The following is a 26266-nucleotide window of genomic DNA, read 5'->3' as shown; positions in this document are numbered from 1 at the left end:
TTAAAAAATAGCGTTACCTTGGACTACCTGCAGTTCGCCGTTAACGAACAATTGTACTGGCTCGCTTGCAGTGTTTGTGATCGAAATCTGCTGAGGTGTGATGCTGATTTCAAGCAGTTTGCCTTGCCAATGCAATGGGAAGCTTAACTTCTCCCAGTGATCTGGAAGCTTAGGCGCCAAATGAAGCTGACCATCCAGCATTCTTACTCCAGCAAACCCCATTACAACACATTCCCAGATTCCGCCGAGCGATGCGGCATGGATACCGGCATCCGATGAGTGAGCCTTCGGTCCCAGATCGATCTCAGCCGCTCTCTTGAAGAGATGATAAGCGAGTTCTTTGTCGCCGAAGTCGCTGGCCAGAATCGAATGAGTCGAGAGCGACAGTGATGAATCATGCAGCGTCTTCTCTTCGTAGTATTCGTAGTTCGCCAGCTTCACTTCAGGAGCGAATTTATTTTCTAGCAAGAAGAACAGCATCATGATGTCCGCTTGCTTCGAAATCTGCATGTTACCAACCTGATCCAGGTTGTAGTCGTTGAATATACTGCCCACTTTTTCCTGGTCCTTGTAAGGAGTCAGATCAATAATTTCCTTCTGCAAATAAGTATCATCCTGTGGAATAATCAGATTTTCATTCGGTTGTGGAAGGTAGATCAAATCCAGCTTGCTCTCCCATACCTTCCAAGCTTCCTGCAAGTTCAGCAATTCATCATACTGCTTGAATAGTTCAGGACGCTCTGTCTCCAGCTTGCTGTAATATTGCATTGCCAGTTCGATATTGAAATGAGCCATATAATTTGTGAAGGCGTTGTTATCTACATGCTCTTTGTATTCATCTGGACCAACAACTTCGTTAATCTCATAACGTCCTTCCGCCTCGTCCCATTCCAGTCGGCTTGCCCAGAATATTGCCGTATCGAAGATCATCTCGTAGCCATAGCGCTCCATGAAATCTTCATCTCCGGTGACCCGGTAGTAATGCCATACGGCATAGACGATATCGGATGTAATATGCTGCTCGATAAATCCGGACCAGATCTTCGTCTGCTCTCCGGTCACAATATCAACTGCGCCCCATACCGGCGTCACTTCACCATCGGATGGCCAAGCGGCTTCCCAAGGATACATCGCTCCGGCATAACCGTTCTCCTTCGCTTTGCGGCGTGCGCCTTCAAGGCCCAGATAACGGTATTCCAACAGTGAACGCGCTGTCTTCGGATTGCTGTAAATAAAGAACGGCAGGATGAAAATTTCCGTATCCCAGAAGGAATGACCTTTGTAGCCTTCACCACTAAGACCTTTTGCTCCAATTCCCATTCTCCGATCATGCGCCGGAGTCATAACTACGAGGTGATACAGAGCAAAACGCAATGCCAGAAGGTCAAAGGAATTCTTCGATTCGATTATGATTCCGTATTCATTCCATACCTTCGCCCAAGCGGCGGCATGATCTTGGAACAGTGCATCGTAACCTGCGGCGTACACGCTCTTCAAGTCGCCGAGAGCATTCTCTCTCATAGCCGGCAAACTGTAATCTTGCGCATAAGCTAGGTCGCGGCTTGTATGAACCGTTGCCACCTTTTCGAAGCTGAAGCTTTGCCCTTCCTGAAGATCCACGCTGTAAGCGACAGCCACCTTACGGCGGTCGATCTCCATTGCCGGACTAATCTCACTCTCTTGGCCATCCAATTTTAACCGATGTGCAGCTCCGATGACAAAATCAACCTTGGATTCCGTCGTCGTCTGGATCAGCTCCAGATATTTCTTATCATAAATCCGTTTCTCGCCTTCATGGAAATGCTGGCTTCCGCTATTGCTCAATTGAGCATCGATACCTGATGCAATCGACACTTTGACCGAGCCGCTCAATGATTTGATACCCAGCTTCATTCCGATCAGATGCAATCGATCCAATGATACGAATCTGCGGAATGTAAATTCCAGCTTCTTGCCTTCCGCATTGGTCCAGATGAAGGATCGAACCAGTTCTGCATCACGCAGATTCAAACTGCGGCTGTATCCCGTTACTTCTCCTTGTTCCAATGTGAATCTCTTGCCGTCAACTCGGATATCTAGACCCGTAACATCGGCCGCATTCGGCAGTTCACTTACTTCAAATTCATCAAAACGGTTAAAGGTACCGTTCACGAACAAATTACGTTTCTCCCCAACATAGGATTCTTCAGTAGCGGAACGAAGTCCCATATAGCCGTTGCCTAAAGCCATTACAGCTTCGCACTTTCCGAGCGCAAGAGTCTGGAAGTTCTCCTCCGTTACTACCCAATCCGATGCTCCGTCCGGCAGTTTCTTGTTGTAATTTAGCATGGCTTAAATTTCCTTTCTACTCCTAAATTCAATATCTTTAAAATTTTTGCAAAAACCAACAGTGTTCTGCAAGCGTTACCGAAATCGTTTTCGATCTTGAAAAAAATTCGAACGCGATTTCGAAAATTTTTACCTCTGTAAAAACTTTTTGCAAAGGTTTTCGAAAACGTTTTCGAACATATTATAAAGTCTTTATAGATTCCCTGTCAACTATTTTGAAGGGAAGAATTTTGTGATAGCCTGGCAAATTATTCTCTAGCATCTTTACTACCTGCTCCAGTGCGGCAAAGCCGATCCCGGCAAAGTCCTGACTAATCGTCGATAGCTTGGGAGTCGTATAGCTGGACAGCACAATATCATCAAAACCCATAATCGAAATATCCTCTGGAATGCGCAGGCCAATCTCCTTGCAACGGTTGATCATCCCGATCGCCATCAGATCACTGGCTACGAATATCGCTGTTAACTGCGGATTATTGTTAATATATTCTTCCGTCAGCGTGTAGGCCTTCTCTTCACTAAAGTCAGCCTCGATCACACGCGAATCTATAAACGGGATACCTGCACTTTCCAATGCTTCACGGTATCCCTGCTCCCGCTGTATACTAACCGTCGCATATTTATGCCCGTTCACCATACCAATCTCGCGATGCCCTTTGCTGATCAGGTATTGAACAGCCCGTCTTGCTGCCAATAGATTGTCCGTAATAACAGAACCTGTATGTGGCCCTACTGTATGAGCATCGACGACGGTACAGGGAATATCGCTCTTGACCAGTTCTTCGAAATACGGGTCCGTCGTCCGCAGGCCTGAAATTACGACCCCGGCTATTTTGTGATCCTTGCAGAATTGCCAGTAGGAACGGTCCTGCTGTTCAGATAGACTGCGAGTATAGATAACGACCTCATACCCGTATCGGGTGGCGGCGGCATACACTCCGCTCATAATCTGGAACATAACACCGTCCTTACCGCTCGTCTGCTCGAAATTGGATATGATTAGTGCGATCGTCTTCGTTACTTTATGCTTGAGATTCTTTGCCAGCATGTTGGGAGAATAGTTCAGCTCCTGCGCTGCTTTTAGAATCCTCTGCCTGGTTGTTTCGCTCACATCGCTGTACCCGTTCAAGGTCTTAGAGACCGCTGAGATGGAAACATTAGCATGCTTGGCTACATCTTTAATAGATACCATGTTTTCTGCAATCCCATCCTTATACAATTTTCATTACTTTCTATTTCATTTTCATTATAGCATATAGGTCAAAAGCAGGAAAAAGCTTGCAAAGCTGAGAATTCAGCTTTACAAGCTTCATGGCTTACTCTAGAAAAAATTGCATCGTTCGATCCGACGACTCCGGCAAATACTCATGCCTGAAGTCAGGATAAATGACAAGTCTCTTCTTCGTGTTCATCTTATTGTAGGCTGCAAATTGAGTGGATGGCGGACAGATGGTGTCCATCAACCCCACGCTCATCAATACCTCACCTTTTATGCGTTCAGCCAGGAATTGAGTATCTATATAGCCGAGCTTCTCAAATACTTCGTACTCACGCTCATGCAGTGTATCATAATAGCGGAAATACGTACGCAGTTCACCGTAAGCTTCCTGATCCAGATCCATGTCCCAGGTCCGCTTATAATCACTAAGAAAAGGGTAGATCGGCGCCAGCTTCTTCACCCTTGGCTCCAAAGCAGCACATGCTATCGTAAGTCCGCCCCCCTGAGATCCGCCCGCTGCGTAAACCCGATCCGGGTCGACCTCAGGCAGCTTCATCGCTATTCCAGCAAGCTGTGCCGTGTCCAAAAATATATGGCGGAATAGTAGCTCATCCGGATGATCCTCCAAACCGCGAATAATATGTCCATGATGCGTATTCCCCTTCACCCCGCCAACGTCCTCAGAGCTTCCCCCTTGACCGCGGCAATCCATGGCAAGTACAGAGAAACCTATCGAAGCATAAGCCAGCTTATCACTCCAATCTCCGGCATGACCAGAATAGCCATGAAACATGACTACTGCAGGATGAGGCTCTTTTGCCTGTTTAGGCCGCACATACTTCGCGTGAATTCTCGCTCCCTTCACACCGGTAAAATACAGGTCGAAGCATTCCGCAGTCGGTACTTGAAAACGGCTAGGCACAAGCTCAACCTGCGCATCCACCGCATGCATTTCAGCCAGCGCCCGTTCCCAGTACTCATCAAAATCTGCTGGGCGTGGATTGGTTCCTTCATAGGTTTTCAATTGTTCTAATGGCATATCAATAATTGGCATACTTCTCCTCCTCTTCCCTATTTGGGTTTACTAATATGATAGGAGGTATAGTCAAAGCTGCGCAGGCCTTGCCTATTTCCATATTAATCATCCAGGATCATCAATTTGTACTGATTGTCAGTGGTTGCCGGTGTGATCCTGTGTTATTTCTTGCAACCCCTGAAAGTAGCAACATACCGGAATCCCTGAGTCCGGATCCCGGTATGCTCATTCAAGCATTCTTGCTACTTCAACACCATTAAGTATTTGAGCATCTCGAAGTAAATAGTCTGCAGCCTGGGTTGTCAGATGTTTACCGGTTAGTGCCTTCACTTCGTTTACAAATCCAGTCAGATTAGGCACATCCAATTTGCGCTGCAAGCTATTCGCAATACCTGCATTATCAATCCAACCGTCATTCGTAAAGCGGGCAATTAACGACTTCAAGACTTCAATACTCGTCGTGGTTTCGAATACGATCGTTTGGCTGTCTGCGTTCCCTGCCAGATCTATAGCCTTTACGATGTACGTATGCGTACCTAGCGGAAGAGTATAGAGGGGAATCGTCGATCCCGGTTGTACCCCATACGTATCCAACGTTACTGTAAATTTCGTGCTGTCCACACCGGACAATCGATCGCTAAGTGTAACGATTGGGACAATATCCCCAGAGTCGGGATAAGAACCGTACTCCAAACCGGTTACAGTGATGGTCGGTGCCTTCGAATCCCGTTTGAAGCTGACGGATTTAATCGCTTCCACATTCCCGGCCTTGTCTGCCGAACGATAGTTAACGGTATATAAGCCGTCCTCATTGAAGGTTACTGGTGCTGTATAAGGTGTCCAAGTTGCTCCATTATCTAAGCTATATTCTGTCTTCGCTACACCCGACAGATCGTCCGAAGCGCTGAGGCTTACCGTTACATCCGACGTATACCATCCGTTACTGTCGGTTGGCTCTTCTGGGCTGATCCGTGCAACGGTGGCAGGTGCGGTCTCATCCAGGGCGTTCAACTCACTGGTGAGTTGCACGGGGAAGTGAGCGCTGGTGTCCTTTGACTTCCCTATGCCGGACGACCACTCCAGAAAGCCCTTACGGCCGGCGCCATCGTCGTCGTTCACGAGGAACGAGAAAGCGAATGTGCCCGTAGGTGCAGCGGTGAGCCCAAAGCTCTGCCACGGAATAACGGCGTCGTAGGTCGTCACGGTGCCAGACCGAGTAACCGAGAGGCTATCCGTCGGGGTGGATCCCGTCACGGCAAGTCCAGACGCTGCGAAGGTGTAGGCAGCGGGGCCACTCGGCGTGAGTGCAAGACCAATCTCGGTGCGCTCTTGCGAGGCGCCCGGCGTAGTCGGCGAGAACGACATCTGGATTGAGTCGCCGTTATACATGTTGCCCGCAGGGTTCGTCTGATAGAATACGTCATCTTGAACCTCTGCCTGGAAGTGAATCCCGTTTGAGGTCTCGGTGATCTTGATGGTTCCACTGAGATCGGACACACCGCCCCAGTCCTCGGTGTACTTCTGCCACGTAACATCAGTTGCGAGATCGATCGGCACCACGGTGGTGTTGCTGTCCGGCTCGATTGGACCTATACCCACGGACCGGTGCAGAGTCACCGGATCCTTGTCTTGGACGCCGACGCTCAGATCGAGATATCCCTGCTTCCACAGCTGAAGACTCGACAAGGGGAGAATGTGCTGTACGCTCTTGCCGGCCTCGATGATCGAGGTTTCGTCGATCATGCCTGATTGGTCGCCGATCTTCCACGTGATGTCGTTCAGGGTGACCGGCGTGACGCGCGACTTGTTTGCGACGGTGATGACCGCCTGCTCTGCGTACCCGTCGATATGACGAACAAGCTGCAGGTCGACGGTCGCCGTGACGGCCTCAGTGATCGAGAGGGTGGAAGTCGCAAGGCTCGCGAACTCACCGCCGTTCGTGGACGCTTTGCCAGTCACCCAGCTGGCGGTCTGCGACGCAGTGGTCGGCACTTCGAAGACGGCCTCGCCGGTGATGCATCCGTCCACCTGGACATCCTTCTGCCGACCTTCGATATTGAAGGTGACGGTCGACGGTACGGACTGGCAATTGGCACCGGTGCGATCGACCACGGCTCGCACCTCGATGCTTTCGCCCTGTGCGACCGTCGAAGATGTCTGAAGCGTGACACCGGGAGTTGTGCTGAGCTCGACAGCGGTGGGTGCGCCGGTGACGTAGACCGGGTGCTCGGTCAACGCGACGTTCACTGCTCCCGCATAAGGGGTCAGTGTGATCTGCGCGCCGTACTCATCGGTGAGCGTCAGCGGTTGGTCCGTGGTGAGTGTGACCGTCTTTCCACCACTCGGAGCCCACATGACGCGGGTCGCGTTGCTTCCCGATCCGAAGACGTATGAGTAAGTCGACGAGTCGAGCGAGTCGCGACTGGTTAGCGTTTTGCCTGCCAGCTCTGCAGCCATGACCGCCTGGGCCACCGCGGAGACCTTGGGTTCGGCCGCGTTCACCGCGGTGGCACGGCGCACTTCGAACAAGCCGAAGTTATGCTCCTGGTTGTTGGGGTCGGTGCCGTCATCTCGGGCGTCGTACCAATACAGCCTCGCCACGCCTCCAGCCAACGAAAGAACGCTCGAGCGGACAAGATAGTCGGCCTGCATGGAGTCGGTGATGCCGTTGACTGGGGTGTTTGTCGGCCAGCCGTATTCAGTCAACCACAGCGGGATGTCCTTGCCCGCGGTGTCCTTGATGGTCTTCACCATTGATGACATCTGGTTCTCCATACCTTCGGGCGCCTGCGGGTGCCGGTAAGGGTGGATCGAAACAGCGCTCAAGATGTCGGAGCCGCCGCCCTGGAGCACCTGTTTGACGAAGTCTTCCGACGCTCCAGAGATCGCCGGCCCGACGAGCTTACCGTCAGGGTTCTTCGCGCTCACTGCCACCTCGGCTGCCTTCAACAACTGCACGTAACAGGCCGGAGTGCGACCGCACTTACCATTGTTGAAGTTGATGTTGAACTCGTTGTATACCTCAGTGGCCTGTGAGTAGTTCTTAAACTGGTCGTTGAGCGCAGCGGTGTAGTTGCCGTAGGCGGCCAGACCCTCAGGTGAGCTCGGGGTCAGGTTATCGTCGTAGAGGGTGTTACGATAGTCGGAGATCAGCAGCGGCTCGATCCCGGCATTCTGCAGCGCAGCAAGGCCGTCGGTCAGGGTACTCGGAAACGTGTAGACACCCGGCGACTTTTCAACGGACGACCACGAGGCGTCGGTCCGCGCGTGCGTAATGCCGATGCGCGACAGACCCGAGATCACGGTATTGTCGAAACCGTGAATTCCAACGCCGAACGGCGAATCGGAGGACTTCGCGGCCGCGGCCAGGGGCGGCACGATACCGAAAGATGTCAACAAGTTGATGGGTCCGTTGTCGGCGGTCGACGTCGCCTCGATGGTGTAGAAGCCATTGCCGAGGCCGGAGAGGTCCACGGTGGCTTTTCCGCTAATGTAGGTCACCGATCCGTTCGTGACGGGCAAGCCTCGGACATCATGAACCGTCCAGCTGGCCGAGGTGGGGTTGGGCGCATCGGTGATGAAGTTGATCGCCGCCGTTCCCGGATCGAACAGCAGCATGCTGTTAGAGACTCCGAAGTAGTAGGAGTGCTGTTCGAAGCCGCCGTTACTCAGCAGGTTCTGAGTGGTGCCGTTCTCGACCATCGTCATGTCGTCGATTTGCACCCCGGAAGTCACGTCCTGCGTGAGGAGGCGGAGCGTCATGCTCGTCTGGCTTGACGTCGTCGTGTAGTTCCAGGTCACCTGCTGCCACGCATAGGTTCCACTGGGGAAGCTGTACCGTGTTCCCCAGTCGTCGCTGAGGATGGCCTGCAGCGCGTTGGATGGTAGTCCATCCGACGCGACCCATGCACTAAAGCGGTAGAGCGTAGAGGGCTTGACCGTGACCGTCTGATAAATCTGGGCGAAGGTGTTCGGGGCCTTGGGTGTCTGATTGACGATACTGAGAGCGGCCCCCGTGTGGCCATTGAGGGTTGCGGTGAAGGCAGCTATGACCGATCCGCTGCGACCGACACTCCAGTTATCGAACGTGCTCGAGTAGGGTAAGGGATCGGTGGCGGCAGATGCATTGACTACACCCAAATTCAACCACGGGAATTGGACGGTAGATAGCATAATTACGGCAGAAAATAACCATATACATATTTTTTTTACCATAATCTATACCTCCTGATATTGCCCACCATCTCCATTAACCTTTGACGGCAGAGCTTGCAAAACCTTGAATAATATACTTTTGACCGAGGAAGAAGACGATTAATAGAGGCACTACCCCCGCTGTAGCGGCGGCCATCATCAGATTGTAATCCACACCGGCTTCCAGCATGAAGTTTTGCATGCCAAGCGGAACCGTGTAAAGCTTCTTATCCAGCAGAAAGATCAGCGCGTTCTCATAATCATTCCAGGTCCAAGTGAAATCAATAATTGCGAAGGTCGCCAGCACCGGCTTGGAGAGCGGCAGGAATAATTGAAAGAAAATCCGGAAATGGCCGGCCCCATCAATAAAAGCCGCTTCAGAAATCTCATGCGGAATGCTCATGAAAAATTGCCGGATCATAAAGACGCCGAACACGGTGAACAAACCGGGAAGAATGAGCGCCCAATGGGTGTTATAAATTCCCATCCAATCAAACATGATAAATTTCGGTACAAAAAGGACTTGCGGCGGTATCATCATCAAACATAAATAGAGCAAAAAGATGCTGTCTCTCCCCTTAAACGGAATACGGCTAAAGCCATATGCTGCAAAAGCAGCCAGCAAAGGAGCCCCAATTAGCAATATCAAAGAAATCTTCAGGGAATTGAAATAAAAAAGGGCAAATCCGTCTCCGGTCATCCATACCTTAAAGTGGTTGGTCCATACAGGATCGAGCGGGATCCACTGAATTGGATAAGTGAAGACATCCTTTGGCTTTTTGAATGAAGTGCTGATCATCCAGATCATGGGCGACAGCAACAGCAAGCTAGCCAATGCCATAATGATCGTATTGAAGCTCTTAAGCAACCGTTCTCTGATCATTCTCTTACTTCTCGTATTCATAGCGCGTCTTCTCCTCTGTTAATAATGGACCCATTTTTTCTGGCCAACCCACTGAATCAGCGTAATACTAAGGATGATCAGGAACATGGTCCACGAGACTGCCGACGCATAGCCCATCTCATAAAAGTTGAAGGCTTTTTTATAGGCGAAAATAGAGAACACCGTCGTACTATTGCCCGGTCCTCCTTGGGTAATCGCATAGATCATCCCAAAACTTTTGATAGAGCCGATAAAACCGGTGATCATCAAGAAAAAGGTCGTCGGACTTACCAATGGAAATATAATTAAGCGCAGCAGTTGCCCAAATGTTGCTCCGTCCATCTTGGCAGCCTCCAACTGCTCAGATGATAATTCCTGCAGTGCAGCCAAATAAATGATCATATTGTAGCCAATGCCGCCCGCAGTCATCATGATCAGTACCGCGTACATCGCCGTATCCGGTGAAGCGAACCATAATGGAGGCTCAGATATGCCAACGGATCGCAGGAAGGCGTTAATCGGGCCATTCGTAGGCTGGAACAGCACCATCCAGACGAAAGCAATGGCGATACCACTGGTAAAATACGGAGCAAAAAAGAAGGCCCGCAATGTCTTCTGCAAATAGGTGCGATTATTGAGCATGACTGCAATCAGAAATCCAAGCATAATAGAAATCGGTACAGGGATTAACACCAGCAAGGTGTTCTTGACCGAGACAACAAACAAGTCATCTCTCACCATCATTCTGAAATTATCCAATCCAATAAAGCGCGGGGGTTGCCCGCTAGCGAATACCCAATCCGTAAACATTAAATAAAAGGAGAACAGGGCCGGAACGAGCATAAATACGGTCATTCCGATTAAATTAGGTGCGATAAACACATAGCCTACTAGCCTCTGCCGCTTCATCCAGCTCACGATCGGTCACCGCCTTTCTCTCTAGTAATGTAGCTTGCAGCTTGCGGCCACAGAGAGGTGCGGCATCCAATTTACCACACCTCTCCAGCCTTGTTGCGCTATTTAGACAGCGCTTTCAAATTCTCGTTATGCACCCGTGCTAATTCCTTCGCACCTTCCTCTGGCGACAACTTCTGGGTGAATACTTTATCATAGATTGCCTGCTGCTCAGTTCCCGTCTTCCGGTCAAGACGGCTCAGACCAAGCGGTAAATCACCGAACATGACCCGCTTGATCGAATCCAGGTCATAAGTGTCCTCCACACCCTTGAACATCAGGGCAACAGCCTCGTCGACAGGGAAGTCCTTGGAGGACGGCACTCTTCCGCCTGCCGCCATCGGCAGCATGCCCTCATCCGCATACCACTTCATAAATTTCCAGGCAGCTTCCTGATGCTTGGTGCTAGGATTAATCGAAATCACATCGCCTAAGCCGCCAGCGTTAATGTAGTCCGTCTGATCCTTGTTTACTTTAGGAGCCGGGGCGGCCGCTACCTTGAATGTCCGCGGAAATTCCTGAATATTATTCGTCGTCCGGAAGATTTGGTTTGTAGAGAACAGCATTGCCGCTTCTCCCTTCACAAACATTTGGTCCAAAGCCGGCTTTGATGTGATCTGCTCTGTATGAGGCATCAGGCTTTTATCGGTGAACATCATATCCGAATAAACCTGAAGCGTCTTGACCGTCAGCGGATTATCAAAAGCGGAAGTGCCATCGGCATTTGTCAGCTGCAAGCTCTGCTTCTGCAAGGAACCGTTGATAGGTACATTGAAGTAATAATCGCTTTGCGCCAATCCCCAGACATGGTCAGATTTGAGCTTGGCAGCATAATCTCTGAACTCATCCAGTCCCCACTCCGTCGGAATCGGTAACCCTTTGGCATCAAGCATATCCTTGTTCAGCCAGACAAAAGACAAGCCCTTCTGGGTAGGCAGACCGTAATACTTGTCGTCCACCTTCCATAGCGCAGCGCCTTCTCCCATTTTGGCGTCCACGTCGTAGTCGGAAAACTTGCTCAGATCAAGCGCGTTGCCCGCTTTAATCCGCTTTTCGTAAAGGCTGTAATCATAGGTAACATACATGTCCACCGGCTGGCTGGAAATGAGCGCCGTATCCAGCTTCAAGTTACCCGCATCGTCATTGACGAATCGCACATACTCAACCTGAATGTCCGGATTTTGTTTATTCCAGTTGTCTACAACCTCCTGAGGACCATTCTCGGATGGTACCGCTCCCCATAAAGTAAGCTTAATCGGGTCACTATCTGCCGTACTTGACCCAGGGGATGTCGTCCCCTCCATTTGATTGCTGTCCCCACTTCCACCACAGCCAGCAAGTGCCAGTGGCAATGCTATAAGCAGCGCTAGCCCAGCAATCATCCATCTTCTGTTTCTCATCTTGCCTGCAACCTCCCTTAAATCGGATGTTTGATTCACCCCAACTATACCAAGCCGCCCATGATCTCATAAGGGTTGAAACTTGCAGATGAATAGTACAAAACTTAGATGTTATTCTCCCGCCTGAAGGAGCTGGGGGTTTGCCCAACCACACGCTTGAATACCTTAATGAAATAGGCATTATCCGAAAATCCCGTTTGATAGGCGATCTCCTCCACATTTAGCTTGGAATGCAACAGCAATCGCTTCGCCTGCTCAATTCGGATGTTTTGCAGATAGGCGATCGGCGTCAGTCCCGTCTTTTTGCCAAACACCGTGCTTAAATAATCCACGTTAATCGATACCAGCCTGGCTAAATCGGCGACCTTGATATTCTCTCTGAAATGCTCCAGCATATATTGAATCACCCGATTTACCTCTGGATGATCTGTATAACTAATATTTTCCTCCTTCATCTGACGGATCTGCTTGTGTATGGTCTGTTGTACATAGTCAAGCAGCGACTCATGGCTGATGGCCAAGTTGATTTCCCCTCTGTCCTCCGATTTCCGTCCTGCCAGCATGGCAAGCATATGAAGGAGTTGAGAAGCCAGCATTTTTACTTCGATATGAGAAAAAGCCGAGATTTCCATACTGCCCCATATCAGAGCTATCATCTCGGCGCATTTGTGTTCATCGCGTTCTTCAAAGCAGCGGATCAGTTCAGCCTCCAGCTCTGCAATAGCTGGCAGCTCGTGTCGCTCCTTCACCGTATTTGCTTGGCGCCCGTACCAATCTGCATTTAATTGATTTAATGCTGAACGCCAATCCTGGGACAGCCCGGTTAAACTGCTGCCAGTCACCATTCCAATGGAGCAATTCTGCTCCTCTCTGCTTACATGCTCTGTCTTCTTCGGAGAGCGCCAGCAGAAGAAAGTCGTCTGTCCCCCCTCATAGAAGGTTTGAACCAGAAGATACTGCTCCATTTGGATACTGGCCAGATCCTCATTAGCTGGAGCTGCTCCACTCAACACAGTAACAATATCCAGACTTAAACTGCGGAATTTCTCCGCTGCCGCAATCGCCCCGACTTGATCATTATCGTCAGATGCGGCCGTTCCACAAATGCCTGACCAGATGCGGTGATAATAAGGATACAGCGCCTCTCCAGCGATCGTAAATTCTTCAAGCAATTCTCCCTTGATCCGCGCCAGATTCTCCAGCAGAACATCATCATTTAAGGACAACTTCAGCAGATAGTTGAAGGCCCCATATTGAAGGGCATCCCGGGCATAATCAAATTGGCTTAAGGCCGTCAGCATAATAAATCGGCTGCGAATTCCCGCCTTCCGCGTTGCCTTCAACAATTCAATCCCGTCCATCCCCGGCATGGCAATATCAGCAATCACAACATCAGGCTTAAGCTTGTGAATAGCCGCCAGGGCTTCCTTGCCATTCCCTGCCTCTCCTACAACGCTAAATCCATGGCGTGCCCAGTCCACCATATCGCGAATCGCCTCGCGGACAAACACCTCATCTTCCACCAGTAAAATCGTCCACATGATCATCGTCTCCTTCCTGTGAATAAGGCGTCGCAATCAGCAAAGGCAGCCGGAGTCGAACCAGGGTCCCTTCCGCTCCAGTTATAAATTCCATAGAATTCTCCTGCTTAAATAGCAATTGCAGCCTTTCTTTCAAATTGCTCAGTCCGATGCCGTGGCCGCTTCGTCTTCCCGGCTTAAGCGCAGCCGCTTCCATGCCGATGCCATTATCCTCTACCTCGAGAATCAGAACACTTCCCTCTGCTCTAACCCTTACCCAGATCGTACCGCATTCGTCAGCCCCATCAAAGCCATGGGCGATGGAGTTCTCCACTAGAGGCTGAAGGCTGAGCTTAGGAACCAAAGCATGCTGAACCGACTCATCTATTTCATAAAGAATGATAAAATGGTCCCGAAAGCGAAATGCTTGAATAGATTCATAGGAACGCAGCAGCTTTATTTCCGCATTAAGAGGGATCAGCTCTATTTCCGAGTTGAGACTTGCTTCCAGGATTAACCCCAAGGACGTACAGATGCCTGCGATGGCTTCCTGCTGTTCCCTTCTGGCAATCCATTTGACGGTATTCAAGGTGTTCAACAGAAAATGCGGGTTCATCTGCGAGAGCAGCATTTGGAAGCGAACAGCCTGCTTCTGCCGCTCCTCCAGCTTAAGCTTATTAATAAGCACCAAGACATCGTCAATCATTCGGTTGAAGCTTTCGCCGAGGAAGCGCACCTCATCTGTTGCATCCCTGCCGATGGAAATTTTAACATTCAGCTTCTTGTCCGACGCTTCCTCCATACTCCGTTTCAGCACGTTCAGCGGCTCTGTCATGCGGGCGGACAAAATGATGGTCACCAACACGAAAACGATAACCAATATGGTCAAGAATACAAACACAATAAATCTCAATTGCCGAATCTCCTGCTGAAGCTCGCTTAGCGGCATTTGGCTGACCACATACCAATCCAGATCCTCCAGATAGCTGTAATTGACCAAGGACAAGGAAGGTTTATCCTCAAAGTGTCCCTCCTGTGCCTGCAAAGACATAATTCTATGCATCATATCCGTACTGAAGGCTGTTTTCTTGCTATGCAGAATGGTCTCTCCTTGTCCGGTAAAAATGGTCAAATCCTGATTCACCGGACTATCCTTCAAGGTGCTGCGGAACCATTCCTGTATATTAATGCTGATTCGGGCCAGTCCGAAGTTCCCCCTTAATTGGTCATCCAGGATAGTGTACAAACTCAGTAGCTTACTCCCCTGACTGCCTCTTACATCGTTCAAATCATCCGCCACCCAGCGGTATGGATGAGCACTGCTTTGCAGTACACTCTGCCAATCCTGCAAATCCTCCAAATCATTGGTCAACTGACTATTGGGAGCATATGAGGTGTATACGTTGCCCTTAAGATCGATGAAGCGAAAATACAGCTCCGTCTGATGGAAGAAAAAGCTGTTGTTGATTCCGGACATTTTGCTCTCGATCACTTTCTTTCGTTCCAGGGGATCATACTTGTCCGGATCGTGCATGATCTGGATCAGGCTCTCATCCTGGCTCAGCATGATGTTCGCCTTATAAGCAAAGGCCATCATGTCATTCAGAGACATATGAACCTGCTGCATTCGCTCGGACATCCGATCCATCATATCCTTCTGGCGAATCGATTCAAAATGCTGGAACAAATAATAAATGGCGATACATAGAGGAATCATAAGAAGGGTGATATAAGTCATGATAAGCCTGTGTTTCAAGGTGTTTGGAAGCAAATTACGCCAGTTAAGCATCATGCAGGATCACTCCCCAAAACGTAGTTAAAGGTTCTTAAGGCACAAAAAAACAATGAAGGCAGGTATCCGTTCAATCTAGAAGAATTGCCGGGTTCTTTGAGTAGGCAAAAAAAACCTCTGTTCAAGAGGTTTCTTACCTAAAGCATAGCGGCTTTGTATTATAGTTCTTCCTTCATCCGATTATATCATGCGTAAAAACGAAGCTAATAGATATAAAACTTGTTGTTTCATATAACAATTCTTAGCGGAGACAGTTTGAAAAATCAGATGATTCCAAACAGTATAAATCCGATAGTGTTGATCGCAAGATTAGCAAACATATGGACCATCCAAGAGGCATAAATATTGCCATTACGCTCATTCAGCCAGTTAAACAATAAGCCCGCTATTACCAGGGATACAATTAACAAGAGGAACAGCCCGATCGAGAACCAGCTTGTCATTATCGCAATATGATATACAGCAAAAGCCCCCGCACTGAACAGATATGCAAACCTTCGTCCTACCAGCTTCTTCAGAGTGAAGAAGGCGAAGCCACGAAAGAAGAATTCCTCTAGCAGTGAATTCACGATCGATATGTACAGCGCTACAAGCACAAAATTGCCTGCATTCACACCCATATTCTCCTGCAAGGCACCCGTTACGTGGGTAAAGTCAAACAAAGGACCCATTAAAAAATATCCACTGAGTATGAAGATAAATACGCCAAATCCTAGTAAAAGAGACATCAGAAGACCTTTTTTCTGAAATGAGAACAATCTGCGGAACGGTACCCCGCCAGCTATCCTGGCGTAACTAATCGGCAGTGTCAGAAAGAGGAGGATTTTGATGACGGATTTGACTGCGTAATCCGGGCGGATCACGGCATCTACCAAACTCATGACAAGACAGCTTAAGATAATGATGGCAATAAGTGAAGCTGTTTTCCTGCTTGATTTCATGAAAGAATCTCCTTTAAGCAGCTTTTGCGATTCGATATATTAGATTTCTATACTCGCTTCTTAATGACCTCCATAAAAAAAGAAAACGCCCCTGTGTTATTACAACACCAGAAGCGATTTCTTTATTCATAGGCTTTATGACACATAACGGGCCAACACTGCCTGATACGCGCTCTTTGGTCGTAGTCCAATCAGTTTATCGGTCGGTTCTCCATTATGAAACATAATTACCGTCGGCATGGACATGATGCCGAATTGAGCGGCAAGCTCCGGGGATTCGTCACAATCTACCTGATAAACGTCCAGACGCCCCGCTTCCTCTTGACTCAGCTCTTCCAAAATGGGAAGCAGCGCCTTGCAGGGCGGACACCAGCTGGCACCAAATTCGACAAGCGTGACTCCATCCTGCTTGGTCGCATTTTGAAAGCTTGCTCCATCTATACGTTGTAAACTCATTTTCCTTCCTCCATTTCATCCCGTTGTCGTTCATCCAGAATCGATTGCATGCGCTCCTCCAGATTCATTTTGATATGGTTCAGCTGGTTTATTTGCGCATCAATCTCCGCAATTTTTTGGCGGAAAATTGGAAAAACCTCCGTGCAAAACGCCTCTTTGTTTTTCATGACGCAATGAAGGAAACCTGCAATCTGCTCGGTCGTCAATCCAAGATTCAGATATAACTGGATCGTGCGCACCTGTTCCTCTGCGAATATGGAATAATCCCGGTAGCCGCTCTCGTCTCGAACTGGCTTAAGCAACCCTTGCTGCTCATAATATCGTAGTGAACGGACGCTGACACCGGTACGGGCTGCAAGTTCTCCGATTTTCATGCTATCTGGCCTCCTAGATGAACGATTCGATTTCATTGTAAACCCTGACATTAGTGTCAAGGTCAAGGGGATTTTGACTATTTTAGTTTTCCATTGTAAGGAATCCATTAATGATTATCTTCTTTCCTCGATCTCCCCTTTGGACTTTTACCCCATTGGGGCCAGCAATGCCGCGGCACATGCTGGAGCATCGTATGGAACACCGTTCCCCACTGCTCTTCATTCAGTCTACCGATGGGATATTCCCGATTCACCCTCAACTCTCTAACCAGCTTCGCAATCTGGGGAGGCGTAAACACGTCCGATAGAGCGGCAAATAACGGTAGCCGTGGATCCCGCAGTCCATAAGCTGCTAATGATGTAAACTTCGGATGATCCTGGGTAAGAACGAGAGGATCCTCCCTCCGCTGGATGAAAAGAATCGCGGAATCCACTTGGGGAGGCGGTGCAAAATGATGGGGGGATACCGTCCGCACAAGCCGGATCTCATATTGCATCCTCCAGCTCAAGATGCGTGAATCTATAATAGGAACTGCTGTAAAACGTTTAGCTGCCCCCTTCTCCACAAGCAGTACGGCTCGCTGCAGCGGAACGCCGGGATGATCCAATAACTTCCCCATGATCGGAGTAGTTATTGAATACGGGATATTGGCAACGACGGTAAATGGGCTTCTTGGGAGAGAGACCTCCAAGAAATCAGATTGCTTGACGCGAATGTTGCTTCTATCTTTCATCTTGCTGAATAGTCTATCAACAAATGCCGAATCTGTCTCGATGGCGAGCACATGTGCCGCTTTCTCTGCAAGCGGATAGGTTAATGCCCCCGTCCCCGCCCCGATATCAAGCACGGTATCGGTAGGGCGAATCCGGGCCAATGTGATCATATCATGAATCAGTCGTTTGCTGATTAATAGATGTTGTGCGGAAAAGTTGGATTCTTTCTTCCACTTATTACGATAATTTTTATTATTTTTGGACACCAAAAAGCACCTCATTCATTCGTATAGTAATGAAAAAAGGTACAGACAAATAACCCTGCGCATTTCATAAGAAAATGCCTGGATTTAGATGTTCTGTACCTTCATTAACGAATACGTATGAATGCGATGCAATACATGTAAGGACAATCCTCCCTTATATGAAACGGATCCTATTACAAGCACAGTATAGCATAGCCCATCCGCCGATCTCATGGGGAATCTTCAATATAATGATTCTTTACCAGCAGAAAACTTGTGAAAAAACCTCTCAAAGAGGTTTTTTCACAAGCCTAATTGACTCTATTCGTACACACGTATCTCGATAATTTCTGCCCGTGGGCAACCATTAGTTGCATCCACCACCAAGCGGAGCCGTTCCGAGGAAAGCGATTGATCCAGTGTATGCACAACTCTGCGCTTCCGGTTATTTAAGACTTCGGCGATGGTGACCCATTCCCCATTTATATAGGTCTGCAATCGATAATCCTTGACCAATTCTGGAATCGCCTCAAACGGTGTGCGGTGATGATGCAGATTGATCAGATCCTCATTCACATCATCGTTAAAGGTAAGTTGTACCGTGCGAATGCTGACCGGTGCCGGCCAGCTTAACTCCAGCCACTCCGGCGAGCCTTCCCGCAGCGAGGTGGACGACCACAGATGCGGCCCCGCATACGGCCGATGATAACCATCGATCACCTTATCAGGCGCAAATGCATGCGTCGGCGAGAGCAGGCTGAAGCAGATGGACTTGCGCACAAACGGGCGCATATTCCACTGCACAACGGGCTGAGCTGGCTGTTGATTGCCAAATTCCGGGGAAACGATAGGCTGCGGACCTTTTTCAAATACAAGCACCCCGGATTGCGGCTCATCAGACAGATGCAAGGCAATCCGCTCATTTGCTTTAATGATAAGAAAAGCGTTCTGTGAAGCACCCGGCTTCCAATGTAAGTGCAGCTTAGCCCACTGCCCTACTCCTTTCGTGATCGGAGTCGACACGGCCGTCTGCATGGTATGCGGGACATAGTTTTCACCACGCCCAGTATCCCATAGCTCCAGCTCTAGCGTCGTGTCCTCTACCGCATCAACGAACAGATCAATTCCTGTCAGTTCCGGATCAACTGGCAAGAGCAAGCCGATATCGGTGTCCAGTTGATAGGATTCAACCGACTTCTGCACATTTAGCTGCGTCAATGTGCTGGAGGCTGCTAATCGGGCACTCCTTGCCAAATCGTCCGGATCCTCATTGCGGAAACCGATGATGGACGCCCCCTGGCGAAGCAGGGTTTGCTGAAGCTCCCGCATATGTGTCTGGTAGAGCTCACGCGGAAAGATCCCCTTATCCGCGCATAAAGCCGCCCCGGTGCCGGCAGCTTCACCAATCACGGCGCATGTCGCCATTACACGGGTCGTTCCAAACGCCACATGCGATGCGCTGATGTCACGTCCGGCCATCATCAAATTGTTCACATTGGCGGAGTACAGAGAACGGAATGGAATAGAATAGACCCCATCCGCATGCAGATGCTTCGAGCCGCTTTCCGTCGAATACATCCCTTGCGGAGGATGCAAATCAATTGACCATCCGCCGAAGGCAACTCCATCTTCGAACTGGCGCTGCTCCACAATATCGTTCTGGTTAAGCACATAATCGCCCAGGAAACGGCGGTACTCACGTTTGCCCGGAATCGAGCCCACCCACTCCAGCGTCATATTATTGGCATCGAATTTGCCGGAATTTTTAATATAGTCCCAGATGCCATAAATCACCGCCCACAACTCGTCGCGGATCCGCTCATTGTCGTGAACCGTATCCATTTCCCCGCCCCACTCGATCCACCAATAAGCGCATCCGTTATCGCCGCTGCGAATAACACGCTTCAATGGAATGGTCGTCTTCGTGATATCCTTGGCAAAGCTTGGCGGAATAAACTTTACCGGCTGTCCCGCATCCTTCGTATAGAAGAACATCGTACTTCCCAGCGTGATGTCATCTGCAACCTGCGGTGCCCAAGCCTCGTTATACTCTTCCTTCGCCTCACGGCCAATGCGATACTTGGCCCCGGCCAGAAAACCGATCAGCCCATCGCCCGTACAATCCAGGAACATACCGCTTTCAAAACGAATACGACGCTCAGAGCCCATCATCCAACCCGTTACAGAACGGATAATCCTGCTGTCCGCATCGCCCTCTGCCTCCACTTCATGGACATCAGTATTCAAATACAAGCGGATATTAGGCTCCGCGCGTACAATTTCCAGCAAAATCATGTCCCAAATATACGGGTTCCCGTCGATATTGCGGTATTGGTTCTCAACGAATAGCTCGCCCATGATGCCAGTCTCCCGTGCATAACGATTCGTTCCGTGAGCGGTAGCCCCGCACACCCAAACGCGTACTTCGCTGCTTGAATTTCCTCCTAGCACTGGACGATTTTGAATCAGCGATACAGTCCTGCCCAAACGGGCTGCAGCTACAGCTGCGCTCACTCCCGCCAAGCCGCCGCCAATCACTGTAATATCTGACTTGATAACTTCCTTCCTCATGATTGAACATCTCCTTAAGGTAGTATCCAATATCCTTGATTTCATCTTATACTGGACACTTCCTTAAATACATGCATCATGTTACGATGGACCATATACTTTATTTCACATATGAGTGGTGATGAAATGAGAAGTGACTTTGCGATCCACCTGGTAACGCATCTATATTGGATTAAAAAGGAAGCGTTTGCTCTCGAGCGGGATATTTACTCTTATTGGACAATATTTGCGGTGGAAGACGGCAGGTTTATTTACCGCATAGGAGATCAGCAGGGCGAAGCTGGACTTGGCAGCTTGGTGGTCTGCCCTCCGAACACCTGGTTTCATAGAAAAACCCTTGAACCTTTAAGCTTTCACTTTATTCATTTCACATGGAATGCGGAGCCCTCTCTGGAAGAAATACAGTCGTTGAGCGGGGCTCTGAAAATCACCGACATCGAGCGGCTGTGTTCCAACTATCTCTACCTGCGGATGCTTGCATTGGAACAGGATAAAACCGCTATGCAGCGAAAACAACATCTGGTAAGCGATATATGGCGTTTATACGAACTGGAGACGAATATGCCCCGGGAAATAGGGTTAAATGGAATGCTGGCAGATGTGGAGATGCGAACGGCTGCCCAATTTATCATCGACAATGCATTTGGTCCGATCGATTTGAAAAGTCTGGCGCTCTCGCTGCAGCTTACCCCGGTACAGTTGACCAGACGCTTTCGCGCAGCTTACGGAATGACTCCCTCTGAATATACAACCCGGCTCCGGCTGGACAGAGCCAGCAAATTGCTGTTAGAAACAGAGCTTAGCATCGACAAAATTGCCCAGCTCTGCGGATATGAGAACGGCTTCTACTTAAGCCGCATATTCCGGAGCAAACGGGGAATGCCTCCTTCACAATATCGCAGCATGCCTCGTGTCTAGCTGCTTCTCTACCATGATTCCTATAAAAAAGCTTGTAGAGTTGTTGGTTTAACTCTACAAGCTTCCGTACTTTATTGCCCCGGCCTTATTTAGGCTGGATATATCCCTCCGCTTTCAGCAACTCAGCGATTAGGACGGCACCGCCAGCGGCGCCACGCAGGGTGTTGTGCGACAAGCCGACGAATTTAAAATCGTATAATGAATCCTCGCGCAAACGGCCAACGGAAACACCCATACCGCGCTCGATATCACGATCCAGCTTCGTCTGCGGTCTGTTCTCTTCTTCAAAGTACGTAATGAACTGCTTCGGCGCACTTGGCAGACCAAGCTCCTGCGGACGTCCAGTAAATTGGCTCCAGCGCTGAATGATTTCTTCTTTCGAAGGTTTATTCTCAAACGAGACAAACACTGTAGCCAAGTGACCATCTGTTACAGGAACGCGAATGCATTGAGTTGTAATCAACGGCGAGCTGGCCTTAACGATTTCTCCGCCTGCAACATGACCCCAAATTCGCAACGGCTCCTGCTCGCTCTTCTCTTCTTCCCCACCGATATACGGAATCACGTTATCCAGCATATCCGGCCAGTCTGTGAAGTTCTTACCTGCTCCCGAGATAGCTTGATAAGTGGAGGCAACAACCTGGGTTGGCTTGAAATCAAGCAAGGCATTCAGCGCAGGGACATAGCTTTGGATCGAACAGTTCGGCTTCACGGCGATAAATCCGGTCTTCGTACCAAGGCGCTTTCTTTGGGCAGCGATGACCTCGATATGCTCTGGGTTAATTTCCGGAATCACCATCGGAACGTCTGGCGTCCAGCGATGAGCTGAGTTGTTGGAGATGACAGGCGTACCTGTCTTGGCATAAGCTTCTTCCAAGGCAAGAATCTCATCTTTTTTCATATCTACAGCACAAAATACAAAATCCACGTCAGCTGCAACTTCTTCTACCTTTGCAGCATCCTGTACGATAATATTTTTCACTTGTTCCGGAATGGGGCCAGCCATCTTCCATCGATTCTGGACCGACTCTTCGTAAGTTTTGCCCGCTGATCTGCCGCTAGCTGCAATACTTACCACCTCAAACCATGGATGACCGTCCAACAGCTGCACAAAACGCTGCCCGACCATGCCCGTTCCTCCGATAATCCCCACTTTAAGCCTTTCTGCCATGTTATCTCCATTCCTTTCCTCATTAGCTTAATATTTTGTTTACATCCGCCGGCCTGTTCCGAACGGTAAATCCCATCACTTCTAGAGGTTTTTGAAAGTCTGACTTTTTAAACATGTACTTTTAGTAGATACTTATGCGAATCCTTTGTAACAGGTACCACAGCTTTATTATACAAAAAAATCTCACCCCTAAGACTGCAGTCTCAGGGACGAGATTTGGATTCTCGCGGTACCACCCTAAATTTACTGATATGTCGCCATATCAGCCTCTTCAAGTACAGCAGAAGCGCATATACTTTAGCTCTGTAACAGGAGCTCCTGGCACACCATCTCCTGATGATCTCAGGTTTCGGAGTGCTGCTCAGAGTCTTTGTTCGGTAAACGTTTCTTTGCTCCTTTTCAGCATTCCGGAGCTCTCTGGAAAAGAACCAGTTTACCTACTCTTCTCTTCATCGCATTTGGTATTACTGTTTATAATATAAAAAAATTGAGCAAAGGTAAACCATTTATTCTCCTTTTATCCCATTTCAAACTGAAAAAACTCTAAGACCTGTATCAATCTATATTAAAGAAGCTTTTCGTCCGGTAAAAGTGTTGTACCGTGAAACCTCCTGCATTTCCGATAAATAAATTCGCCCCGATCACAATCCCTCTTCTTCCCGAACTTAACATTCGCTCATCTTCAATCGCCATTGATCATACCATTGCGTTATATTCGCTTTAACCGTCGACTCCAATTCCCGTTCGATCCTTGCTTTCAGGAGTGTAAACTGCTCCTCTACCCGAAGCTTGTCTCCGATCGCATCATACAGTTTCATCAAGGAAAAGTAGCTGTCCTCCTCGTCTAGCAGCAGCTGCTGGACATGGTGGTTCACTTGAACAGCTTTATTTAGCATCCCTTTTTGCTCATAAAAGTCACTTAATTTTCTCATATGATACAACCACATTAACCTTAACCTCTCCCGTTCATGTTCAGCCCAAATGTAGTCGTAATTTCCAAGATAATCCCCTTTGAATAGATCCATGACTTTCTCATATTCTTCTACGGTTTGCATATCAAGCGGCTTTAACTGCTTCATCGCGTATTCCCATTCCTCTACATCAATTCGCGCTTCGCCAATATCCAGTCTGTATCCTGTCTCCAAAACTCCACCATGGATTGTAATCATTTCCATCCCGCAATTTTTCAAAGTTTGTCGTATTTGGTAGATCGTTGAATAGAGCTGCCGTGCTGCCTTACCCTCCTCCAAATCCGGCCACAGAAAATCAAGCAGCGCGCTTCGTTGAATGGCTCGTTCCCGATTATACAGCAAATAAGCAAATAATTCCTGTGCCTTGCTTGTACGCCACTTGCCTGTCTGAACTTCACGGCCTGGTGCCTTGAACTGGATCTGATTGAAGCAGCAGATGTAAGGAGCCTCTGAGTCTTGTATCCGTCTGGTATCTTTTAGATTTAATTTCTCTCTTAAACGGAATATCGACTGCTGCAAACGATTGGTTTGAATTGGCTTCATAATATAATCAAGAGCATACAGATCAAAAGCCTGGACAGCATACTGATCATATGCGGTTACAAATACGATTTCGGTGTTGGGTACATTCGACTGGATTTGCCTGGCAAGATTTAAGCCATTTACTCCAGGCATATGGATGTCCAAAAACACAACATCCGGGCGATGTCTCAATACGCCGTCAATTACTTCATTCGGGTTGGAAAACATGGCGATAACCTCCACTCCATCCACATCGCGCTCAAGCATTTGCTTAAGCTGCCTTAAAGCCAGTCGTTCATCATCAACCAGTATAGCTCTCACAGAAGCCCCTCCTAGCTCTCTATAAAAATACTCGTCTATTATACCATTTTCTGCATCTTATCCACTTAAAAAAAGAACAACCACTGCCTTTCTTACAGGCAGCGGCTGTTCTAAGTAGGAACTATTTGTCAATCAAATCTGTGACTTTAAGCAGTCTTTCCATTAAGGCTACCGATTCCGCACGTGTCATATAATCCTGTGGTTTTAGCAGTTTGCCTTCTTTGCCTTCCACAATTCCTGCAGAGATCATCAGCGCGACAGATTCTTTCGCCCAAGCAGATACTTGGTTTACATCGCCATATCCTGCGAGCAGATGGTCTGCATCACTTTGATGGATCGTCGCTTCAGGACGAACCAGTTTGTACGCACGGGCAATCATCGCGATTCCTTCTTCTCTCGTAATCAGCTGATTACCACGGAATGTGTCGTCTCCATAACCTTTGACAATGCCAAATTCATTGGCGATCGAAATGGATGGATAGTACCATGCAGAAGTATTGACATCATTGAAAATGTTCTGCTGTAAATCCTGGCGCATGATGCCCATACCGTAAGATACGATGGCGGCGAATTGCGCACGATCGACATTGCGATCCGGAGACCAGGTATTGCTGCCTGTCCCTTCAAGATCTAGTCTTGCCGAAATGTTATTGACCTTCGATTGTGCCCAGTGGTTTCTCACATCATCGAAATCCTTCGGATTCCAGATCACCGAGTAAGTACCGCTGCTGCGCAAATCGTTAATTTGCGCAAAATAACGATCACCGATCTTGGTTACAACAGTTGGAACATGGAATACCGTTCCGTCTGGATTCACAACTACGCCTGTCGTAATCCGATTTGGATCGATGCCTTCCGGAAGTGCAATATACTTCGGAGCATACCCGTTCAGCAATCCGGAGCGGATCGTTTTACCGTCATGTTTGAACGTCAGGTCAAGATCTACTGGATCTACGAGCAGTTCGTAGCCCTTCGAGCTTGCTTGTTTGCGTGCCCGATCGATCACTCCATCCGGAGCAAGCTGGATGTCGATCTGAACGGCGATGTCGCTAAGAGCTGCATTATTCCAATTGTTCGCAATGGCATTCAGGTTCAATTGACCGCCTGGAACCGGATAAATCGCAAGCAGGTTGCTGATTTGCAAGCTTGAACCGGTGTTAGCCAGCTTTTGAACATCTGCTGCGGTCAAACCTGTTGCTTCAACATTGCCTTTGTTCGGAACATGAACCGACAGCTGCTGTCCCTTCCCTTGGGACAAGATATCCGACAGTTTGTTCTTATCAATGAGAATATTGGTTTTCGTCCCATTTTCCGCCTTCTGTTCCGTACCTGTTGCAAATGAATCCTGGCTACCATTCTTGGTCACATCAATAATTGGCTTCTCAGGAGTTGGTGTTGGCGTCGGTGCCGGCGCTGGTGTTGACGGATACCAAGTACTGCCGCCTCCGCTGTTGCCGTTATTACCGCCGGTATTACCACCATTGCCGCCGCTGGCATCTCGTTTTGTTAAGCCGTTGCGGGCGGAATTCAAATTAGCTAATGCTTTGGAAATGTCTTCTACTGTCGCTCCCTCATCTTCCAACACTCTTTGAGCTGCTTCCAACGCATCTTGCAACGTTTTCCAACTATCTGGTGTGTACTCGTCTTCTACCAGATTCTCATCGTTGATTTCTTTTACTCTCTTTTCAAGAGCCGTTTTATCAACTGAAGATGGAGCTTTTTCGAGGCCTTCACGA

General features: G+C 48.7%; 18 protein-coding genes and 1 other annotated feature. Of the genes, 1 reads left to right on the top strand and 17 read right to left on the bottom strand.

Annotated elements, in window-relative coordinates; translation table 11 throughout:
* From ABD014_RS05350 to ABD014_RS05285, 14 genes are all read right to left on the bottom strand, one after another.
* Entirely contained in the window at nt 1-2328 is a 2328-nt protein-coding gene (locus ABD014_RS05350; RefSeq protein WP_343858414.1) for a glycoside hydrolase family 65 protein, read from the bottom strand.
* A gap of 181 nt (nt 2329-2509) precedes the next feature.
* The gene (locus ABD014_RS05345) at nt 2510-3520 is read right to left on the bottom strand and encodes a LacI family DNA-binding transcriptional regulator (protein ID WP_343858412.1); all 1011 of its coding nucleotides are present in this window, start codon (nt 3518-3520) and stop codon (nt 2510-2512) included.
* A 124-nt stretch (nt 3521-3644) separates the two neighbouring features.
* Nucleotides 3645-4601, bottom strand: a complete 957-nt coding sequence (locus ABD014_RS05340; protein WP_343858410.1) for an alpha/beta fold hydrolase — start codon at nt 4599-4601, stop codon at nt 3645-3647.
* 207 nt (nt 4602-4808) lie between these two features.
* Entirely contained in the window at nt 4809-8798 is a 3990-nt protein-coding gene (locus tag ABD014_RS05335; RefSeq protein ID WP_343858408.1) for an OmpL47-type beta-barrel domain-containing protein, read from the bottom strand.
* 34 nt (nt 8799-8832) lie between these two features.
* Nucleotides 8833-9681, bottom strand: a complete 849-nt coding sequence (locus tag ABD014_RS05330; RefSeq protein WP_343858405.1) for a carbohydrate ABC transporter permease — start codon at nt 9679-9681, stop codon at nt 8833-8835.
* A gap of 18 nt (nt 9682-9699) precedes the next feature.
* Nucleotides 9700-10569: a carbohydrate ABC transporter permease gene (locus ABD014_RS05325; RefSeq protein ID WP_343859681.1), complete on the bottom strand. Its 870-nt coding sequence runs from the start codon at nt 10567-10569 to the stop codon at nt 9700-9702.
* Between the two features lie 107 nt (nt 10570-10676).
* Nucleotides 10677-12014, bottom strand: coding sequence for an ABC transporter substrate-binding protein (locus ABD014_RS05320; RefSeq protein ID WP_343858402.1), 1338 nt, complete (start codon nt 12012-12014; stop codon nt 10677-10679).
* Nucleotides 12015-12118: 104 nt separating this feature from the next.
* Nucleotides 12119-13555: a response regulator gene (locus ABD014_RS05315; protein WP_343858399.1), complete on the bottom strand. Its 1437-nt coding sequence runs from the start codon at nt 13553-13555 to the stop codon at nt 12119-12121.
* Nucleotides 13527-15326, bottom strand: a complete 1800-nt coding sequence (locus ABD014_RS05310) for a sensor histidine kinase (protein ID WP_343858396.1) — start codon at nt 15324-15326, stop codon at nt 13527-13529. Before ABD014_RS05310 ends, ABD014_RS05315 begins: the two co-directional genes overlap by 29 nt.
* Nucleotides 15327-15589: 263 nt before the next feature.
* A complete protein-coding gene (locus ABD014_RS05305) occupies nt 15590-16267 on the bottom strand; it encodes a CPBP family intramembrane glutamic endopeptidase (RefSeq protein WP_343858393.1) in 678 nt (225 codons plus the stop codon).
* Nucleotides 16268-16402: 135 nt separating this feature from the next.
* A complete protein-coding gene (locus tag ABD014_RS05300; protein WP_343858390.1) occupies nt 16403-16723 on the bottom strand; it encodes a thioredoxin family protein in 321 nt (106 codons plus the stop codon).
* Nucleotides 16720-17097: a MerR family DNA-binding transcriptional regulator gene (locus tag ABD014_RS05295; RefSeq protein ID WP_343858387.1), complete on the bottom strand. Its 378-nt coding sequence runs from the start codon at nt 17095-17097 to the stop codon at nt 16720-16722. Before ABD014_RS05295 ends, ABD014_RS05300 begins: the two co-directional genes overlap by 4 nt.
* Before the next feature lie 107 nt (nt 17098-17204).
* A complete protein-coding gene (erm, locus tag ABD014_RS05290; protein ID WP_343858384.1) occupies nt 17205-18077 on the bottom strand; it encodes a 23S ribosomal RNA methyltransferase Erm in 873 nt (290 codons plus the stop codon).
* 300 nt (nt 18078-18377) lie between these two features.
* Nucleotides 18378-20627, bottom strand: coding sequence for an FAD-dependent oxidoreductase (locus tag ABD014_RS05285; RefSeq protein WP_343858382.1), 2250 nt, complete (start codon nt 20625-20627; stop codon nt 18378-18380).
* A gap of 126 nt (nt 20628-20753) precedes the next feature.
* Between ABD014_RS05285 and ABD014_RS05280 the strand changes: the two genes are divergently transcribed.
* Nucleotides 20754-21545 (top strand): helix-turn-helix domain-containing protein, encoded by a 792-nt coding sequence (locus tag ABD014_RS05280; RefSeq protein ID WP_343858380.1) that lies wholly within the window; start codon nt 20754-20756, stop codon nt 21543-21545.
* A gap of 85 nt (nt 21546-21630) precedes the next feature.
* On the opposite strand, the gene asd is transcribed toward ABD014_RS05280, so the two are convergent.
* The 3 genes from asd to ABD014_RS05265 all read right to left on the bottom strand — a co-directional run.
* A complete protein-coding gene (gene asd / locus ABD014_RS05275) occupies nt 21631-22716 on the bottom strand; it encodes an aspartate-semialdehyde dehydrogenase (RefSeq protein WP_343858377.1) in 1086 nt (361 codons plus the stop codon).
* Between the two features lie 202 nt (nt 22717-22918).
* Nucleotides 22919-23178, bottom strand: a binding site (T-box leader).
* Between the two features lie 203 nt (nt 23179-23381).
* Nucleotides 23382-24530, bottom strand: a complete 1149-nt coding sequence (locus ABD014_RS05270; protein ID WP_343858375.1) for a response regulator — start codon at nt 24528-24530, stop codon at nt 23382-23384.
* Between the two features lie 121 nt (nt 24531-24651).
* Nucleotides 24652-26266 (bottom strand): S-layer homology domain-containing protein (locus tag ABD014_RS05265; RefSeq protein ID WP_343858372.1); only part of this gene is annotated, 1615 nt, incomplete at its 5' end.

Source organism: Paenibacillus motobuensis (assembly GCF_039521865.1).
Lineage (GTDB): Bacteria > Bacillota > Bacilli > Paenibacillales > Paenibacillaceae > Fontibacillus > Fontibacillus motobuensis.
Note: the sequence above shows the minus strand (reverse complement) of the source record. Positions and strands in the feature narration are given on the sequence as shown.

Bases quoted from the DNA above. Each gene is read 5' to 3' on its own strand.
- ABD014_RS05350 (WP_343858414.1), bottom strand. From the start codon at position 2,328: ATGCTAAATTACAACAAGAAACTGCCGGACGGAGCATCGGATTGGGTA.
- ABD014_RS05345 (WP_343858412.1), bottom strand. From the start codon at position 3,520: ATGGTATCTATTAAAGATGTAGCCAAGCATGCTAATGTTTCCATCTCA.
- ABD014_RS05340 (WP_343858410.1), bottom strand. From the start codon at position 4,601: ATGCCAATTATTGATATGCCATTAGAACAATTGAAAACCTATGAAGGA.
- ABD014_RS05335 (WP_343858408.1), bottom strand. From the start codon at position 8,798: ATGGTAAAAAAAATATGTATATGGTTATTTTCTGCCGTAATTATGCTA.
- ABD014_RS05330 (WP_343858405.1), bottom strand. From the start codon at position 9,681: ATGAATACGAGAAGTAAGAGAATGATCAGAGAACGGTTGCTTAAGAGC.
- ABD014_RS05325 (WP_343859681.1), bottom strand. From the start codon at position 10,569: ATGAAGCGGCAGAGGCTAGTAGGCTATGTGTTTATCGCACCTAATTTA.
- ABD014_RS05320 (WP_343858402.1), bottom strand. From the start codon at position 12,014: ATGAGAAACAGAAGATGGATGATTGCTGGGCTAGCGCTGCTTATAGCA.
- ABD014_RS05315 (WP_343858399.1), bottom strand. From the start codon at position 13,555: ATGTGGACGATTTTACTGGTGGAAGATGAGGTGTTTGTCCGCGAGGCG.
- ABD014_RS05310 (WP_343858396.1), bottom strand. From the start codon at position 15,326: ATGATGCTTAACTGGCGTAATTTGCTTCCAAACACCTTGAAACACAGG.
- ABD014_RS05305 (WP_343858393.1), bottom strand. From the start codon at position 16,267: ATGAAATCAAGCAGGAAAACAGCTTCACTTATTGCCATCATTATCTTA.
- ABD014_RS05300 (WP_343858390.1), bottom strand. From the start codon at position 16,723: ATGAGTTTACAACGTATAGATGGAGCAAGCTTTCAAAATGCGACCAAG.
- ABD014_RS05295 (WP_343858387.1), bottom strand. From the start codon at position 17,097: ATGAAAATCGGAGAACTTGCAGCCCGTACCGGTGTCAGCGTCCGTTCA.
- ABD014_RS05285 (WP_343858382.1), bottom strand. From the start codon at position 20,627: ATGAGGAAGGAAGTTATCAAGTCAGATATTACAGTGATTGGCGGCGGC.
- ABD014_RS05280 (WP_343858380.1), top strand. From the start codon at position 20,754: ATGAGAAGTGACTTTGCGATCCACCTGGTAACGCATCTATATTGGATT.
- asd (WP_343858377.1), bottom strand. From the start codon at position 22,716: ATGGCAGAAAGGCTTAAAGTGGGGATTATCGGAGGAACGGGCATGGTC.